This is a genomic window from Flavobacterium pectinovorum (assembly GCF_006438875.1).
Lineage (GTDB): Bacteria > Bacteroidota > Bacteroidia > Flavobacteriales > Flavobacteriaceae > Flavobacterium > Flavobacterium pectinovorum_A.
This window is the reverse complement of the sequence record NZ_RCZH01000011.1, coordinates 98032-114771: the sequence shown is the minus strand read 5'-3', so window position 1 is coordinate 114771 and position 16740 is coordinate 98032. Positions and strand designations below refer to the sequence as shown.

Sequence of the window (16740 nt, the reverse complement as noted above, 5' to 3'; positions counted from 1 at the left end):
TGCTTTTTATCCAATCAATTGCGTAAACAAATCCTGGTTGTCATTTAAGTATTGAAATTCAAAACCATTTTTGGTCATATTCATTTTAATAGCCAGAATATCTTTCTTGTTTTTTAATTCTAATCCAACGACTACAGAACCCACTTCACGACTGTTTTTCTTGGCAAATTGAAAGTAAGTAATATCATCATCAGGACCTAAAATATTGTTTACAAATTCTTTTAAGGCTCCCGGACGTTGCGGAAACTGAATCATGAAATAATGCATTAAACCTTCATATAATAAAGAGCGCTCCTTTATTTCGGCAGTTCTTTCAATATCATTGTTGCTTCCGCTTACGACGCAAATGACCGTTTTTCCTTTTATTTTATCTTTATAAAAATCCAATGCAGCAATTGTCAATGCGCCTGCAGGTTCTACAACCATTGCTTCTTCGTTATATAAACGTAAAATTGTGGTGCATACTTTTCCTTCAGGAACCAGAATAATATCTTCTAAATTATAACGACAAATTTCAAAAGTTTTATCACCAACTTGTTTTACTGCTGCGCCATCTACAAATTTATCAATCGTTGTTAAGGCAGTATTTTTATTTTCTTCAATCGAAGTTTTCATCGAAGGAGCACCTTTTGGTTCAACGCCAATAATCTTCGTATTTGGACTCAAATGTTTAAAAACTTCAGATAAACCGGAAGCAAGTCCGCCACCGCCAATCGGAACAAAAACATAATCGATAGGTTCTTTATAACTTTCCAGAATTTCTAATCCCACAGTTCCCTGACCTGCAATGACTTTCTCATCGTCAAAAGGGTGAATAAATATTTTATGGTTTTTGATAGCATCGGCAGTAGCCGAAGCATAAGCATCATCAAAAGTATCTCCTATAAGAACAATTTCAACAAATGATTTTCCGAACAATTGCACTTGTTTTACTTTTGCTTTGGCGTTGTTTTTGGCATATAAATTTTGCCTTTTATCTGCAAAAGATGACAGGAATAGGCAACGCCCTGAGCATGATTTCCGGCACTTGCACAAACAATTCCGGTTGCTTTTTCGGCATCATCTAACGAAGAAATTTTGTTGTAAGCGCCTCTGATTTTGTACGACCGGACAATTTGAAGATCTTCTCTTTTTAATAAAATAACAGACTTAAATTCTTCCGAGAGATTCAGGTTTTGTGTCAGTGGTGTAGCGGCAACTACATTTTCAAGCTGTTTTTTTGCAGCAAGTACTTCGTTAAATAGATTCATTGGGTTTGTTTTTTTGCCACGAATTGCACAAATTTTCTCTAATTTTTATTTGCTTGAAGCAAAAGATTAATTCGTGCTAATTCGTGAAATTCGTGGCTATTTTTTAATTCTTTTCTAAAAAAAAACCTCCCGATTTGGGAGGTTTAATAAATTGTATTTTGTTTACTTATTTATATAATACCTCACCATTATTGCTGAATTGCAATAATACTAATAGAGATAATAATGATATTTAAGTTTTTCATTTCAGATAATTGAAAGGCAAATGTATTAATTATTTTGTAAAGTATTCAATAACTGTTTCTTGTTTTTACAAAAACTGATCCCGATAGCTATCGGGAGTGACTGAAAACTGAGACTGAAAACTATTTTTTAACCGGAGGATATTGCGCCAGAATTTTAGTTACAAATTCAGCAACTTTTTCATCTTTTTTATCCACGTTTTTGGTTAAAGTACCAACACCTTCACCTTGCCAGATCATTTCTTTCTTTTTGGCATCGATCAAATCGATAAACAAAGTTCCTTGTGTTGAAGTTGAAACAGTGGTTTGTCCTCCATATCCATACATCATGTAAGGATTCCAACCGTATCCCCATCCGTAACCCCAACCGGCATTAAACTGGTTAACGTCAACTTGTTCTCTTGATTTAGTGAAAATGTTTACTAATAAATCAGGATTTTCACTTTTGGTAAAACCCTTGGCTTGCATTTGATCATCAATGGCACGTAGAATACGTCTTTTATCCAAATCAGATATTTCGACCTTATCAATTCCCGGCTTAAAAAAAGCATAAGTTTTATAAGGTGCAAAATTTACGTTTTTATCATAATCAGAATAAACACTAACCGTACTGCACGAAGCTAGTATCAAGAGCAAAAAAACGGGTACTAATTTGAATGTTTTCATATATTTAGGAATTTTAATGTTCTTGTTTTTGTCTGTCCTTCGACTCCGCTACCAATGACGTTTTTAATTTTTCACAATCCCTTAGCGATCTCAAAGCAAAGCGGAATAGGGATAAAGCTTCGTGAACTTTGCGTAAACCTTTGTGAACTTTGCGGTAAATGTCATTTATATTGCTTTTTTTTGAAAAAAATTAAGCCTCAGGATGACATTATTTGTCTAAAATAGATTTTCGTCGACTATATTAGGCAAAGTCACTTTTAATAATGGCTGAACTTTCATTGCTCTTTTTATTGCAAAAATAGCTTCGTCATTTCTAGCCCAGCTTCTTCTTGAAATTCCGTTGTTAACATCCCAAAAAAGCATTGATGCTAAGCGTTTTGAAGCCTCTTTAGAACCATCAAGAACCATACCAAATCCACCATTTATAACCTCTCCCCAGCCAACTCCACCGCCATTATGTATAGAAACCCATGTTGCACCTCTAAAGCTGTCTCCAATCACGTTCTGAATCGCCATATCGGCTGTAAAACGAGATCCGTCGTAGATATTTGAAGTTTCTCTGTAAGGTGAATCCGTTCCGGAAACATCATGATGATCGCGTCCTAAAACAATTGTTCCGATTTCGCCTTTTGCAATCGCCTGATTAAAAGCTTCTGCAATTTTAATGCGACCTTCAGCATCAGCGTATAAAATACGAGCCTGAGAACCTACAACCAATTTATTTTCCTGCGCACCTTTTATCCATTTAATATTATCCTGCATTTGCTGCTGAATTTCATTTGGAGAAGTCTTCGCTAATTCTTCCAAAACCTCACTTGCAATAGTATCTGTCTTTTGCAAATCTTCCGGTTTTCCTGAAGTACAAACCCATCTGAAAGGACCAAAACCATAATCAAAACACATTGGCCCCATAATATCCTGAACGTAACTCGGATATCTGAAATCAATGTTATTCTCTGCCATTACATCAGCACCAGCGCGAGAAGCTTCTAATAAAAAGGCGTTTCCGTAATCAAAAAAGTAAGTTCCTTTTGCCGTATGTTTGTTAATTGCTTTTGCTTGACGACGTAACGATTCCTGTACTTTTTCTTTGAATAATTCAGGATTGTTTGCCATCATTTCGTTAGCTTCTTCAAAAGAAATTCCAACAGGATAATAACCACCAGCCCAAGGATTGTGAAGCGAAGTCTGATCAGAGCCCAAATCAATTTTGATGTTTTCTTTGTCGAAACATTCCCAAACATCAACCACATTTCCTAAATAAGCAATCGAAACAACTTCTTTATTGGCTTTTGCCAAAGTCACTCTTTTGACTAATTCTTCTGTCGAAGTTACAATTTCATTAATCCAGCCCTGTTCGTGACGAATTTTAGTGATTTTCGGATTTACTTCGGCGCAGACCGTAATACAACCCGCGATATTTCCGGCTTTTGGCTGTGCACCGGACATTCCGCCAAGACCTGAAGTCACGAAAAGGTTTCCTTCTGGATTTAATTTTATTTTTCTAAAACCATTCAAAACCGTAATTGTAGTTCCGTGTACGATTCCTTGTGGTCCAATATACATATAACTTCCAGCTGTCATTTGTCCGTATTGCGAAACGCCCAAAGCATTCATTTTCTCCCAATCGTCCGGTTTAGAATAATTTGGGATCACCATTCCGTTAGTAACCACAACTCTTGGAGCTTCTGAATGGGAAGGGAATAATCCCATTGGATGTCCGGAATACATGGTTAACGTTTGCTCATCTGTCATTTCAGACAAATATTGCATTGTCAATAAATATTGGGCCCAGTTCTGGAAAACAGCTCCATTACCGCCATACGTAATCAACTCATGCGGATGTTGTGCCACAGCATAGTCAAGATTATTCTGGATCATGTGCATAATCGCTTTTGCCTGCAATGATTTCCCCGGATATTCGTCAATTGGTCGCGCGTACATTCTGTAATCAGGACGAAGGCGATACATATAAATACGTCCGTAAGTTTCTAATTCTTCTGAAAATTCCTTGATTAATTCGGCATGATGTTTAGCTTCAAAATAACGTAATGCATTTTTTAAAGCCAGTTTTTTTTCTTCAGCCGAAAGGATTTCTTTTCTTTTTGGAGCGTGATTAATGGCTAAATCGTATTGTTTTTTTGGAGGTAATATGCTTGGTATTCCTTGTTGTATTTCTGCTTTGAAAGTCATTATTTTTATTTTAGATTTTAGAGTGTTGATTTTAGATTTTTTGAATCCGAATAATCAAGCGTCTAAATTAATTTGTTTTTTTATGTCGCCCCGCTGGGGCTGAAATTCTGATCGGTAAATTAGGTTCTATAAATATTTCAATCCTTACGGATTTGTTCTCAGCCTTAGAAAGGCGTTATATTTATAGAAAACCATATAATTTATTTTGTAAAAGCTCCATAGGAGCGAAATACCTATCAATGTAAATTCTATTTGAAACAATTATCTCATTTTCAAATTGACTCATTGGCACATTGACACATTTTCTAATTAAAGCTAGGGATAACGAATATCCGACCTGTGATAGGATTTGTGGATCTTAATCCTAAATTTTCTTGAGCGAATATCCATTTATAATTTTAGAGTTTAGATTATTGATTTTAGAATCATCTAATTGACACATTTTTAAATTGACTAATTAAGGAATTATCTCATTATCAAATTGGCACATTTTCTAATTAGACTGTTTTCTAATTCTTCCCGTACGTTTATCAAACCCGTACGGACAATGACGACAACCGCTTTTGCAGCAATAACCCCGTTTTAAATGGTGTTTTTCGGTAAAGCATTTATAACCTTCGGGCGTATAGTAAAAATCTTCCCCTTCGATTAGTTTATTTTCATTACTTTGCTCTTCCATAAATCTGTTTAGCGTTCCTGTTTTTATTTTATTAAAATCAAATTGATTGTGTCGATTATGATTTTAACGAAATCGAACATTTTTTATCTACAAATTTATAAATTTTACAGCTAATGTTTCTGATTGTTGCTAAATATTTAATTCCGAAAGGATATCGAGGAATGGCTGTGTTTCCGTTTGTGTTTTTGAAATACAATCAGGACAAAGAAAATCCCGTTTTTGTCAATCATGAAAAAATCCATCTTCGACAACAATTAGAATTACTGGTTCTGCCTTTTTATGTCTTTTATGTTTTAGAATATATAATAAGGTTAATTCAATATAAAAATAAGGATCTGGCGTATCGAAATATAAGTTTCGAAAGGGAAGCTTATACTAATGAAACGGATTCTGATTATTTGAAAAACCGATCTTTTTTCGGATTTTTAAATTACTTAACATTAAAAGAAAAATAGATTTTGAACCAAGAAATTCATATCACTTTCCCAAACGATATTTCTCTGACAATAAAACGAGAAGACTTGATTCATCCTTTTGTTTCGGGGAATAAGTTCAGAAAACTCAAATACAATTTGCTTCAGGCGAAAGCCGAAAATAAAACTACTTTATTGACTTTTGGAGGTGCTTTTTCGAATCATATTGCGGCGGTAGCTTTTGCAGGAAAAGAACAAGGTTTTAAAACTATCGGAATTATTCGGGGCGATGAACTTTTTGATAAAATAGAAGAAAACCCAACACTGAAATTTGCTCAGGAAAACGGCATGCAATTTGGATTTGTTTCAAGAGAAGATTATCGGCTTAAAAGTGAAATTTCCTTTATAGAAAAGCTAAAAGATAGGTATGGCGATTTTTATTTGGTTCCAGAAGGTGGTACAAATGATTTGGCGGTAAAAGGCTGCGAAGAGATTTTGACTGATGAGGATGCGGTTTTTAATTACGTTTGCTGTGCGGTAGGAACGGGCGGAACCATTTCGGGATTAATCAATAGTGCATTGCCACATCAGAAAATTTTAGGGTTTCCGGCGTTAAAAGGTGACTTTTTAACCGATGAAWTTCGTATTTTTGCAAAAAAAGATAACTGGAATTTAATTTCTGACTATCATTTTGGAGGTTATGGGAAGATAAATTTAGAATTAATTGAATTTATCAATGCTTTTTTTGAAGAAAATAAAGTGCCTTTAGATCCAATTTATACAGGAAAGATGTTTTTTGGCGTTATAGATTTAATATATAAAAACTATTTTCCTGCAAATTCAAAAATTTTACTCATTCATACCGGTGGATTACAGGGAATTGATGGAATGAATATAAAATTGAAGCAGAAAAAATTACCAATACTCAAAAGCAATGGTTAAAAAAATAATTACATTCTTAATTCTGGCAACTTTAGTGAGTTGTTCCTCTAGTAAACCTACTATTGCGACAACCAAGAAAGCAGCAGCAGTACAGAGGCCAAGAGTGGCAACAACCAAAAAGCCAGCTTATTCTAAGCCAATTGGCAAAAATTACCCTTCTACAAATAATACAACTGAGGTTATTCAGTCTACTTCAAAAACAGTTGTAACCACCGATTTAGTCAATAATTATATTTTACAGTTCAAAGATATTGCAATGGGAAACATGCAGAAATATGGTATTCCTGCAAGTATTATTTTGGCACAGGGAATTCTGGAATCTGGTGCCGGAAAGGGAGATTTGGCTATTGATGCAAATAATCATTTTGGGATAAAATGTCATAATGACTGGCTTGGCGAAAGCGTTCGTCACGATGATGATTCGGCTCAGGAATGTTTTCGAAAATACACAGAAGCTTCAGAATCGTATCGAGATCACGCTTTATTTTTGGTTGGAAAAAAGAGATATGCAAGTTTATTCACTTATGAAAAAGATGATTATAAAGCTTGGGCAAAAGGATTAAGAGCTTGCGGTTATGCAACGGATCCTAATTATCCGGATAAATTAATAAGTTATATCGAGCGTTATAATCTGCATCAATATGATTGTCAGGTTACGGGCAGAAACTACAAACCTTTTGAGAAATCTGTTGCGACAAAAAGTTCAACTCCAATTTCGACTTCAAATACATCTTCAAACGATCTTTCCTTATATGAAGTTCAAAAAGGAGATACTTTATATTCGATTTCAAAAAAATTCAATGTGTTGGTTGATGATTTAAAACAGAAAAATAATCTTTCGGATAATGCGCTTTCTGTTGGGCAGAAGTTGAAAGTGAAATAGTTTAAGTCTCAGTTTTCAGTGGCAGTTCTCAGTTTAATTTAAAATAATAATGATCTATAAATATTGTAAAAATTTTGAGAGATCTAATCTGGAACTTAATTGTGAAAAGGAAAACCTAACAGAATTAGATTCTTATTTTCTAAGAGAAGGAAAAGTGAAAGTTTTAATTTACAAATGCTCAAAATGTAGTGGTTTGTGGAAAATGATTGAATACCAAAATATTGAAAAATGGTTGCAGGTAAACGATGTTACATCAAAGGAATATATTCCATTTGATTCTCCAAATTACTATCCAATTGAATATTTTGAATTTGCAGAGGCTTATTTTTATGATAACTCTTTACAATGTGGGAATCCAAAAGAATGTGAAAAATATTCCGGACTAACTTGTTCTCCAAAAACGTTAATTTTCACAGAGAAAATTTTAGAGGAAAGCGCTGGTTGTGATACTATAAAGGAAGAAATACAGGAATGCAGTAAATGTGAAAATAAGTGGATCTTGAGAGAAGAATTTGATACACATCATGGATATGCAATGTCTGCGAAAAAAATAAATTGAACAAAAAAAATTAATGAGTTAATAACAGGTTTAAGTTGATAAATCTAAAATTTGAACTCAAAAATCTAAAATAACTAATGATATATAAAAGAAGTAGTCAGCTTTTTGCTGAAGCAGAAAAAGTAATTCCGGGAGGCGTAAATTCACCAGTTAGAGCCTTTAAAGCGGTTGGTGGAACTCCTATTTTTGTAAAAAGTGCCAAAGGTGCTTATTTGTATGATGAAGACGGAAATAAATTAATCGATTATATCAACTCATGGGGACCAATGGTTTTGGGTCACGCTTATCAACCTGTTGTTGATGCGGTGATCGAAAAAGCAAAATTAGGAACTTCATTTGGAATGCCAACTGAATTGGAAACTCAAATTGCAGCTTTGGCAGTTTCTATGGTTCCGAACATTGATAAAATCAGATTTGTAAATTCAGGTACAGAAGCTTGTATGAGTGCGATTCGTCTGGCTCGTGGATTTACAAAAAGAGATAAAATAATTAAATTTGCAGGTTGTTATCACGGACATTCAGATTCATTTTTGATTCAGGCCGGAAGTGGAGCCGTAACTTTTGGATCTCCAAATAGTCCCGGAGTTACAGAAGGAACTGCAAAAGATACTTTGTTGGCAAAATACAATGATTTAGAGAATGTAAAGACTTTAATTGAAGCTAATAAAAACGAAATCGCAGCTATAATTATCGAACCAGTTGCAGGAAACATGGGATGTATTCCGCCTCAAGAAGGTTTCTTGCAAGGTTTAAGAGATTTGTGTACTGCAAACGGAATTTTGCTAATTTTTGATGAGGTAATGACCGGTTTTCGTTTGGCTCGTGGTGGAGTTCAGGAATTGTTTAATGTCAATGCTGATATTGTTACTTTCGGAAAAGTAATTGGTGGAGGTTTGCCGGTTGGAGCTTTTGCTGCCCGTGCCGAAATCATGAATTATCTTGCACCGCTTGGTCCTGTTTATCAAGCTGGAACATTATCTGGAAATCCGTTGGCAATGGCTGCGGGATTAGCAATGTTGCAATCTCTTGATAATGATCGTGCAATTTTTACCCGTTTAGACGAAAAAACGGCATATTTAGAAGCTGGAATAGATAGGGTTTTAAAAGCAAATAATGTTATTTTTACCATCAATAGAGTAGGTTCTATGATTTCTGTACATTTTGATGCAAATCCGGTTGTTGATTTTCAAACGGCTGCAAAAGGAGATAACGAAACGTTTAAAAAATTTTTCCACGGTTTGTTAAATGAAGGTATTTATATTGCGCCATCGGCATATGAAACCTGGTTTATTACAGATGCATTAACATACGAAGATTTAGATTTCACGATAAATGCAATTGATAAGGTTTCAAAGACATTCTAAAAAACAAAAAAGAGGCTCAAAATTGAGCCTCTTTTTTTTATACAAGAATTAGTTGTTTTCTTTTTTGTATTCTTTCATTTTTTCTCTTGCCTTGTCTTTGTTTTCTTCTTGAATTGCTTTCCATTTTGTGTATTGGTCCGCATTTAAGATCGCTTTCATTTTAGCATCGTTTGCATCTCTTTCAGCCATTACCTCTTTTTTGAAAGCTTCTTTTTCAGCTGCAGTAGGTTTTACATCGCTGTCTTTTTTGGCTTTACGAGCTTCTTTAAATTTTTCTGCTTTAGCATTTCGGTCGGCAAGAAGTTGTTTAACCTGCGCTTGTTGATTTGCATCTAAATTTAACTCAGAGGTAAGTTTTTTTAATTGTTTCTCAGAGCGTTGTTCCGGAGTTAATTTTTCTCTTTGTTCCTGAGTTGGCTTTTGATCTGTTTCTTGTGCAAAACTCGCTATTCCGATGAATAACAAAGCTGCAATAAATAATTTTTTCATGATGTAAGTTTTTTAATTGTTATAAGAATTAGACTTTTTCAAATTCAATAGGTTTAATCTGATAATCAGAATTATAGATTATTTAACAAATTAAAAATAAAAAAGGAGCCGAATTATTTGATATAGAGCTTTCTAGCTAATAATTTAAGAGCTTTTTCACTATTTGTAGTGTTTTTGTAAGAATTGGTTTTTAAATTTGTTTAGAATATAAAGTCAAGCATTAGAAGATAAAATGGAAGAATTATTCAATAAGAAAAGTAAAAACCGTGTTCTTAAAGCAGTAAATAACGAGATGTCGTATCAAAAATTAACAGCTCTCGAATTGCATCAATTTGTTCAGCATTGGAATTATGATGACGGACTTGAACCTTTTGAATGGATTATCAAACAAAAAAATCTTGACAAAGGAACAGCTCTATGTTTGTATTGGATGTTGCAGCCGGATTATTTTTGCAGGTTTAAAAATGAGGATGAAATAAAAGAAGATATAAATTATGAAACTTATCAGTTAATAAAAGAAATTGAGCAGCGATATGTTTCCGGTTTTTATGAAAGTGAAAATTTTTCATTTGATCCAGAGGAAGAGTTTCTTGACGAATATTCTAATACAAAATGTATTCCTTCAGAAATGTTGTTGAAATCACCAGGAAATGTTTTTGAACGTCAGGACATTGAATTCGCTTTTTTAAGAAAACCGAACGAAAAGGAATTAAAAACAATTAACACCAAAATTGAAGACGCTACAAAGATTATTCAAATCTCAAATCCTGATTTCCTTTACAAGGAACCTGAAGATGCAATCAAAGCGATAATTGAAAGTGTTGAGTTTTGGAAAGAGAAAGAATTAGGAAAAATAAAAATCAAAAACCTTTCGTATTTATGGATGGATTGTGTGCACAAAAAGCATCGTTGGGATTGGATTATTTGGGATTGGGAAACAGGGAATAATATAGGTGTTACAAATGCTACAAAAGAACTAACTTGTTTATCTGATACTATTATAAACCATACAATAGATGGATTTCAGGAATCTTCGATACTATATGATTTGTATAAAGATTTGGAAGGAGTAAACAATTTTTATGATTTGAAAAAAGATCCTTACAGTGGGATTGGGTTACTTTTCAGTACAGATCATTTGAAATTTAGAGATTAAAAAAACTATTTTGATAAAAGAGCTTTAGCAGAAGCTCTTTTTTTATGATCAGAAATTTACTTCAGATTTAATTACTTAACTTAGTAAAACCATTACTTAAGAATCAAATAAATAATATTATGAGTTTATCGACTACATCAAATAGTAATAAAATCGCCCTTTTTTCGACCCAACCTTATGACAAAACTTTCTTTAATAAATATAATATGGACTTTGGTTTTGAATTAGATTTTTTTGAAACACAACTAAATTCGCAAACCGTTATTTTGATCGAAAATGCTTCAATTGTTTGTGTTTTTGTAAACGATATTGTCAATGAAACTGTTATAAAACAATTGGCAGAAAAGGGAGTTAAAATTATTGCTTTGCGTTGTGCAGGTTTTAACAATGTCGATCTGGAAGCGGCAAAAAAGTATAATTTAAAAGTCTGTCGTGTTCCTGCATATTCCCCTCAGGCAGTTGCAGAACATGCGATGGCAATGATTTTGACCTTAAATCGAAAAACGCATAAAGCTTATAACAGAGTTAGGGAACAGAATTTTTCTTTAAACGGATTATTAGGTTTCGATTTATTCGGAAAAACAATCGGAATCATTGGAACGGGAAATATTGGAAAAGCTTTTGCCAAAATCGCTTTAGGTTTTGGATGCAAAGTTTTGGCGTATGATATTGTAACGAATGCAGAAATGGAAAAAGACGGAGTAAAATTTGTTTCACTGGAAGAAATCTTCAAATCGAGTGATATTGTATCGCTGCATTGTCCGCTAAACGATCAAACCAAACATGTAATCAATAAAAAGTCAATTGCTTTGATGAAAGACAGCGTGATGATTATCAATACAAGTCGAGGCGGATTGATTGAAACAGCTTCTGTTATTGAAGGCCTTAAAGAAGGTAAAATTGGATACCTGGGAATCGATGTTTACGAACAAGAAGAAAAACTATTTTTTAGAGATCTTTCAGATGATATTATTCAGGATGATGCAATTCAGCGTTTAATGAGTTTTCCAAATGTTTTGGTAACAGCACATCAGGCATTTTTTACCAATGAAGCTTTAACGCAAATCGCTTTAGTCACATTCAATAATATAAAGTCCTTATTGGCTCAAAATGATATTGAGAATAAAGCCGCTTTGTTGGCTTAAATTGAATTGGAAAACGCGATAGGTTTAGTACACAAACTTAAAAAATAGAAACTATGAAAAATAAAATTTTAGTGGCATTGGCAATATTGGCAATGTATTCATGTCAGAAGAAAGAAACAGTAAAAGAAAATATCGTTAAAACAATTGTAACCGATACAATATCTAAAACAGTTTCAGGAACAGCAGATCTTAGCGATGTTGCTCCAAAAGATGATAAAGCAGTAGAATTAATTAGAAAGCAGCTTTTGGTTTTGCTAAAGAAAGATTTACCGGCTATGACAAAAGAAGATCGATTTTTTTATTATAGCGCTTTCGATTTGAATAATGATAAAAAGAACGAATATTTTGTAGGTTTCTCGAATTCTTATTTCTGCGGAAGCGGAGGTTGTTCGGGATATATCCTGAATAACGACGGAAGTTTAATCAATTCTTTCACCGTAACTGATTTTCCGATTTATATTACAACTTCATTATCAGATAAATTTTACGATTTAATAGCTGTAAGTGGAGGAAAATTCCATCTTTTAAAACTGAAAAACGGAAAATATCCGTCAAATCCATCTGTTCAGGAAGTTGTCAAAGAGGAAGCTTCAAGAGATGACGCAAAGGTTTTGGATATTGATGGGAAGAAGTTGGAGAAATATTCGTTTTAAAACCCAAAACCCGACAGGTTTTTAAAACCTGTCGGGTTTTGGGTTTTCAAATTTAATAAGATTACCTTCTGAAAATTCTGAGTTATATTGCTTAAATAGCACTTTTCGTGCCTGATCCCCAGCTTTAATTGTTTTTGATTTGGATTGAAAACATATTTGAGAGAAAATTGTAATTGAATCTAAATCAACTTTAGATTTATAGAATTCAATCGTTGCGATCAATTGTTTAATTGCATCAATTCTTTCTTTTCTTCTATTTCTTGGTTTAACATCTTTTGATTCAATAAAATGAATATTATTGTTTCCGAATATTACCCAATCACACTTTTTTGAATCTTCATTTTTCATGATTGAATACTCGTTTTCTAGAAACAAAATTTCTTTTAGATTTTCATTTTCCAAACAGAGATTCCAGTATTCTTCTTCAGTTTTTAATTGAACTGTAGAGTCTTTAATTTCTTCAAGATAGTAAACCGAATTTTCTAATGTTTTGTAGCAAACATCTTTTTCTAAATCAGGAAAATGTGCTAATAATTCTTCAAAACTCATAAATCTAAAAGTTTATCAAATTCATCTGCAAAAGTATCAGAAACGGAGTCAATCATGTTTTCCGCAATCTGCCCTAACTTATCATTCATTATTTTTTTTGCTTTTCCATTTTTCAACTCATAAGCAATGAAGCTTTTAGGATTTAACCAAGATTCTTTTTTAATGATTTTATTTGCTTCTTTTGGATGTTTCTGACCTTTATCATAAGCTAGTAATAAATTATTTATAGAAGCTAAAACAAAAGGACTATGAGTTGTAAGAATTAAATTTTTTCTATCAAATAAACAATTTTTAACTAAGTATTTTATCAATTCATGCTGTGCTTTTGGGTATAAATTTAATTCAGGTTCTTCAACAACAAAATTAAAATTATATTTTTCCTTCAATGATTTTGAATACTCTACTAAAAGCAAAATTGGAATAATAGATTGTAATCCCGAAGCAGACTCTAATAAATCTACTTTTTCATTTTCATTATGATATATATAAGATGTTTTTCCTTCTCTTTTATATTTGAATTTTTTATTAATAATAGTTAATGGTAATTCTTTTATTGTATGAATTGCTTTTTCGTATTCTTGTCCAATCTCTAAAAGATGTTTTGGAATTTGAATATTATTATTAATCAATCCTAAGGTATTTTCGACAATTAAGTGAAGGAAATTTCTTTCAGAAGGAATATATAATGAATCAAATTTAATATTTATTCCATATTCTGTTAATATATTTTCATAATGGAGAAAAAAATCTACTATTGAAATTTCATATGGTTTAGTACCATTATTGAAATAAGCATTTAATTTTTTAAAAATATCGTTAACTATTTGTGGAGTAAATTGATTTTCCCAATTAGATACCAAATCATGTTTAAGAAGATTTTTGAATTCGTCATTTTTTTCTTTATTGGACTTACTATTTTTTAAAAAATCTACAAATTGTTCTTTAATTAACTCTCTAGGATTTGTCTTTGAATATTTGTGATTTCTAAATGTAAAACTATAATCTCCTTTGGAATAAGTGATAATAGTTCCATCATTGGGAAATGATTTCATATTATACTTGTTCAGCTCTTCTTCAAATGTAATTTTACTATTTCTTCTAAAATTTTCATCTTCTAATATAGAAATTAACTTAGCCAAAGTACTCTTTCCAGAAGCCTGCGCACCAATAAAAGTAACCATTTCTCTAACTTCGATATTAATATCTTTTAGAGGTCCGAAATTTTTAACAATAAGTTTTGCTCTTTCCATGTTTTCAAAATTAAGGAAAATTTTTATATAAGAAAAAGGAGCTTCAATAAAAGCTCCTTTTTAAATTTAATATGTTTTTAAAAGAATTTACTCTGCTAATTCCACAAATTTAAACTCACCATCAACAACAACTTTTGTTAAACCATGTTTAGATAAGTTTTTCATTGAGACATCCCATTTTTTACCGCTTAAATTAGCTGTAACTTTTAGTTGCGCAAGATCCATTTTATTTTCGTTTCCTTTTAGTAAAATGATAATTGCTTTCTCTTCATCAGACAATTCAATTGATTGTTTTTTCTCCGGACGCATTTGTGGGAACAATAAAACCTCCTGAATTGATGCGTTATTTGTTAAATACATAATCAAACGATCCATACCAATTCCCATTCCGGACGTTGGAGGCATACCGTATTCTAATGCTCTTAAGAAATCTTCGTCGATGATTCCATTAGCTTCATCATCACCTTTTGCAGCCAAACGCATTTGATCTTCAAAACGCTCACGTTGATCAATTGGATCGTTCAATTCAGAATAAGCATTTGCGATTTCTTTACCACAAACCATCAATTCAAAACGTTCCGTAAGTTCAGGATTGTCACGGTGTTCTTTACAAAGAGGCGACATTTCTTTTGGATAATCCGTAATGAAAGTTGGCTGAATATAATTTCCTTCGCATTTAGCGCCAAAAATTTCATCAATCAATTTTCCTTTCCCCATTGTATTATTAACGTCAATTCCCATACCTCTGGCAGCGTCAAACAATTCTTCTTCGCTTTTTCCAGAGATATCAAAACCTGTAAAATGTTTGATAGAATCCGTCATTGTCACACGAGCGTAAGGCGCTTTAAAGTTAATCTGGTGTTCACCAAAAGTAACTTCGCTAGTTCCGTTTACGGCAATCGCACAATGCTCAAGTAAACCTTCAGCAAATTCCATCATCCAGTTGTAGTCTTTGTAGGCTACATATATTTCCATAGCGGTAAATTCAGGATTATGCGTTCTGTCCATTCCTTCATTTCTAAAGTTTTTAGAGAACTCATAAACACCTTCAAAACCACCAACAATTAATCTTTTCAAATACAATTCGTTTGCAATACGCATATATAGCGGAATATCAAGCGAATTATGATGCGTAATAAACGGACGTGCCGCCGCACCACCAGGAATCGATTGTAAAACCGGAGTTTCAACTTCAAGATATCCTGCATCGTTAAAATAACCACGCATTGCAGTATACAACTTCGTACGTTTGATAAAGTTTTCTTTAACTTGAGGATTCACTGTTAAATCCACATAACGCATTCTGTAACGTAATTCAGGATCATTAAATGCATCGTGAATGTTTCCATCTTCATCTACTTTTGGTAAAGGCAACGGACGTAATGTTTTACTTAAAAAAGTAAATCCTTCAACGCGAATACATTGCGCACCAACTTTTGTAGTAAACAATTCACCTTCGATACCAATAAAGTCACCTAAATCAGTTAATTTTTTAAAAACCGTGTTGTATAAAGTTTTATCATCACCTTCGCACAAAACATCGCGATTCACGTACAATTGCAAACGTCCTTCGCTATCCTGCAATTCGGCAAAACAAGCTTTTCCCTGATCTCTCACACTCATTAAACGTCCGGCAACAATCACCTTCTTACCTTCTTCAAAAGATTCCTTAACCTGCTTCGAAGTATGATTTACAGGAAAAAGATTAGCTGGGTAAGGATTGATTCCTAAGTCGCGTAAGTTTTGAAGTTTTTCTCTTCTAATGATTTCTTGTTCTGATAATGCCATTTTGTGCTCTTTTTTAAGTGTGCAAAGATAAAGAAAAGAATGTAGATTTCAGAATGCAGTTTTTAGATTTTTTGAAGCAGTAATTTACGGGATTTCAATGACCTGTAGTCACGCTATTCACTTGTATCTTTTTTGCCGAAAACGCAAAAAAGGATACCGCTTCTATCGGGGCTATTTTAGAAATTTCAGTTTTCAAAAGACCTTTTAGTTGGGTGTTTATCGGTTGTTTTGTCACTTCGACGAAGGAGAAATCACACTATCCCGAAGCTTCGGGCAATGTCATTAAATTAAGGAGGAATCTATCAAATTACTTAACAGTTTAATCAGGAAAGTAATTAGAAAAATCCGTTTTTATCAGCGTTTTCGCTTTAGCGAATCCGTAAAATCAGCGTCTAATTTTGACGCGGATAAAACAGATTTACTTCGTAAAAACGCGGATAAAAACGGATTTTATTTTTTAAATGCTTAACTTAATGACATTGAGCTTCGGGACGCAAAGAAATTCGCCAATCTTTGTAG

15 protein-coding genes and 1 pseudogene are annotated in these 16740 nt (G+C 33.0%); 8 read left to right on the top strand and 8 right to left on the bottom strand.

From position 1 onward, the window contains the following. Positions 1 to 6 precede the first annotated feature (6 nt). The 4 genes and pseudogenes from ilvA to EAH81_RS16825 all read right to left on the bottom strand — a co-directional run bounded on the left by ilvA (position 7) and on the right by EAH81_RS16825 (position 5030). Positions 7 to 1250: pseudogene (gene ilvA / locus EAH81_RS16845) on the bottom strand (threonine ammonia-lyase IlvA). 365 nt (positions 1251 to 1615) lie between these two features. Continuing rightward, positions 1616 to 2158 carry a DUF4136 domain-containing protein gene (locus EAH81_RS16840; protein WP_140509226.1) on the bottom strand — a complete coding sequence of 181 codons (543 nt, stop codon included), beginning with the start codon at positions 2156 to 2158 and terminating at the stop codon, positions 1616 to 1618. A 216-nt stretch (positions 2159 to 2374) separates the two neighbouring features. Continuing rightward, positions 2375 to 4351 carry a urocanate hydratase gene (locus tag EAH81_RS16830; RefSeq protein WP_140509224.1) on the bottom strand — a complete coding sequence of 659 codons (1977 nt, stop codon included), beginning with the start codon at positions 4349 to 4351 and terminating at the stop codon, positions 2375 to 2377. A 493-nt stretch (positions 4352 to 4844) separates the two neighbouring features. After that, positions 4845 to 5030, bottom strand: coding sequence for a DUF5522 domain-containing protein (locus EAH81_RS16825; protein WP_140509222.1), 186 nt, complete (start codon positions 5028 to 5030; stop codon positions 4845 to 4847). A 113-nt stretch (positions 5031 to 5143) separates the two neighbouring features. On the opposite strand from EAH81_RS16825, the gene EAH81_RS16820 reads away from it, so the two are divergent. The 5 genes from EAH81_RS16820 to hemL all read left to right on the top strand — a co-directional run bounded on the left by EAH81_RS16820 (position 5144) and on the right by hemL (position 9191). Beyond that, the gene (locus tag EAH81_RS16820) at positions 5144 to 5485 is read left to right on the top strand and encodes a hypothetical protein (RefSeq protein ID WP_140509219.1); all 342 of its coding nucleotides are present in this window, start codon (positions 5144 to 5146) and stop codon (positions 5483 to 5485) included. A 3-nt stretch (positions 5486 to 5488) separates the two neighbouring features. Beyond that, entirely contained in the window at positions 5489 to 6385 is an 897-nt protein-coding gene (locus tag EAH81_RS16815) for a 1-aminocyclopropane-1-carboxylate deaminase/D-cysteine desulfhydrase (RefSeq protein ID WP_140509217.1), read from the top strand. Continuing rightward, entirely contained in the window at positions 6378 to 7268 is an 891-nt protein-coding gene (locus EAH81_RS16810) for a glucosaminidase domain-containing protein (RefSeq protein ID WP_140509215.1), read from the top strand. Before EAH81_RS16815 ends, EAH81_RS16810 begins: the two co-directional genes overlap by 8 nt. A gap of 49 nt (positions 7269 to 7317) precedes the next feature. Continuing rightward, a complete protein-coding gene (locus EAH81_RS16805; RefSeq protein WP_140509212.1) occupies positions 7318 to 7827 on the top strand; it encodes a hypothetical protein in 510 nt (169 codons plus the stop codon). A 77-nt stretch (positions 7828 to 7904) separates the two neighbouring features. Continuing rightward, positions 7905 to 9191 carry a glutamate-1-semialdehyde 2,1-aminomutase gene (gene hemL, locus EAH81_RS16800; RefSeq protein ID WP_140509210.1) on the top strand — a complete coding sequence of 429 codons (1287 nt, stop codon included), beginning with the start codon at positions 7905 to 7907 and terminating at the stop codon, positions 9189 to 9191. Positions 9192 to 9239: 48 nt separating this feature from the next. Here the strand turns inward: hemL and EAH81_RS16795 are convergent, their stop codons facing one another. Beyond that, a complete protein-coding gene (locus EAH81_RS16795) occupies positions 9240 to 9680 on the bottom strand; it encodes a hypothetical protein (RefSeq protein WP_140509207.1) in 441 nt (146 codons plus the stop codon). Positions 9681 to 9912: 232 nt separating this feature from the next. Between EAH81_RS16795 and EAH81_RS16790 the strand changes: the two genes are divergently transcribed. From EAH81_RS16790 to EAH81_RS16780, 3 genes are all read left to right on the top strand, one after another. Further along, positions 9913 to 10836 (top strand): DUF4274 domain-containing protein, encoded by a 924-nt coding sequence (locus EAH81_RS16790; RefSeq protein ID WP_140509205.1) that lies wholly within the window; start codon positions 9913 to 9915, stop codon positions 10834 to 10836. 119 nt (positions 10837 to 10955) lie between these two features. Continuing rightward, the gene (locus EAH81_RS16785) at positions 10956 to 11981 is read left to right on the top strand and encodes a 2-hydroxyacid dehydrogenase (protein ID WP_140509203.1); all 1026 of its coding nucleotides are present in this window, start codon (positions 10956 to 10958) and stop codon (positions 11979 to 11981) included. Positions 11982 to 12034: 53 nt separating this feature from the next. Continuing rightward, the gene (locus EAH81_RS16780) at positions 12035 to 12634 is read left to right on the top strand and encodes a hypothetical protein (protein ID WP_140509201.1); all 600 of its coding nucleotides are present in this window, start codon (positions 12035 to 12037) and stop codon (positions 12632 to 12634) included. 21 nt (positions 12635 to 12655) lie between these two features. Here the strand turns inward: EAH81_RS16780 and EAH81_RS16775 are convergent, their stop codons facing one another. From EAH81_RS16775 to lysS, 3 genes are all read right to left on the bottom strand, one after another. Beyond that, positions 12656 to 13183: a hypothetical protein gene (locus tag EAH81_RS16775; protein ID WP_140509199.1), complete on the bottom strand. Its 528-nt coding sequence runs from the start codon at positions 13181 to 13183 to the stop codon at positions 12656 to 12658. After that, on the bottom strand, positions 13180 to 14433 hold the full coding sequence (locus tag EAH81_RS16770) for an AAA family ATPase (protein ID WP_140509196.1): 1254 nt from the start codon (positions 14431 to 14433) through the stop codon (positions 13180 to 13182). Before EAH81_RS16770 ends, EAH81_RS16775 begins: the two co-directional genes overlap by 4 nt. Before the next feature lie 87 nt (positions 14434 to 14520). Continuing rightward, positions 14521 to 16221, bottom strand: coding sequence for a lysine--tRNA ligase (gene lysS / locus EAH81_RS16765; protein ID WP_140509194.1), 1701 nt, complete (start codon positions 16219 to 16221; stop codon positions 14521 to 14523). Between the last annotated feature and the right edge of the window lie 519 nt (positions 16222 to 16740).

Excerpts from the sequence above, each read along its gene's own strand:
- EAH81_RS16840 (WP_140509226.1), bottom strand. The coding sequence starts at position 2,158 with ATGAAAACATTCAAATTAGTACCCGTTTTTTTGCTCTTGATACTAGCT.
- EAH81_RS16830 (WP_140509224.1), bottom strand. The coding sequence starts at position 4,351 with ATGACTTTCAAAGCAGAAATACAACAAGGAATACCAAGCATATTACCT.
- EAH81_RS16825 (WP_140509222.1), bottom strand. The coding sequence starts at position 5,030 with ATGGAAGAGCAAAGTAATGAAAATAAACTAATCGAAGGGGAAGATTTT.
- EAH81_RS16820 (WP_140509219.1), top strand. The coding sequence starts at position 5,144 with ATGTTTCTGATTGTTGCTAAATATTTAATTCCGAAAGGATATCGAGGA.
- EAH81_RS16810 (WP_140509215.1), top strand. The coding sequence starts at position 6,378 with ATGGTTAAAAAAATAATTACATTCTTAATTCTGGCAACTTTAGTGAGT.
- EAH81_RS16805 (WP_140509212.1), top strand. The coding sequence starts at position 7,318 with ATGATCTATAAATATTGTAAAAATTTTGAGAGATCTAATCTGGAACTT.
- hemL (WP_140509210.1), top strand. The coding sequence starts at position 7,905 with ATGATATATAAAAGAAGTAGTCAGCTTTTTGCTGAAGCAGAAAAAGTA.
- EAH81_RS16795 (WP_140509207.1), bottom strand. The coding sequence starts at position 9,680 with ATGAAAAAATTATTTATTGCAGCTTTGTTATTCATCGGAATAGCGAGT.
- EAH81_RS16790 (WP_140509205.1), top strand. The coding sequence starts at position 9,913 with ATGGAAGAATTATTCAATAAGAAAAGTAAAAACCGTGTTCTTAAAGCA.
- EAH81_RS16785 (WP_140509203.1), top strand. The coding sequence starts at position 10,956 with ATGAGTTTATCGACTACATCAAATAGTAATAAAATCGCCCTTTTTTCG.
- EAH81_RS16780 (WP_140509201.1), top strand. The coding sequence starts at position 12,035 with ATGAAAAATAAAATTTTAGTGGCATTGGCAATATTGGCAATGTATTCA.
- EAH81_RS16775 (WP_140509199.1), bottom strand. The coding sequence starts at position 13,183 with ATGAGTTTTGAAGAATTATTAGCACATTTTCCTGATTTAGAAAAAGAT.
- EAH81_RS16770 (WP_140509196.1), bottom strand. The coding sequence starts at position 14,433 with ATGGAAAGAGCAAAACTTATTGTTAAAAATTTCGGACCTCTAAAAGAT.
- lysS (WP_140509194.1), bottom strand. The coding sequence starts at position 16,221 with ATGGCATTATCAGAACAAGAAATCATTAGAAGAGAAAAACTTCAAAAC.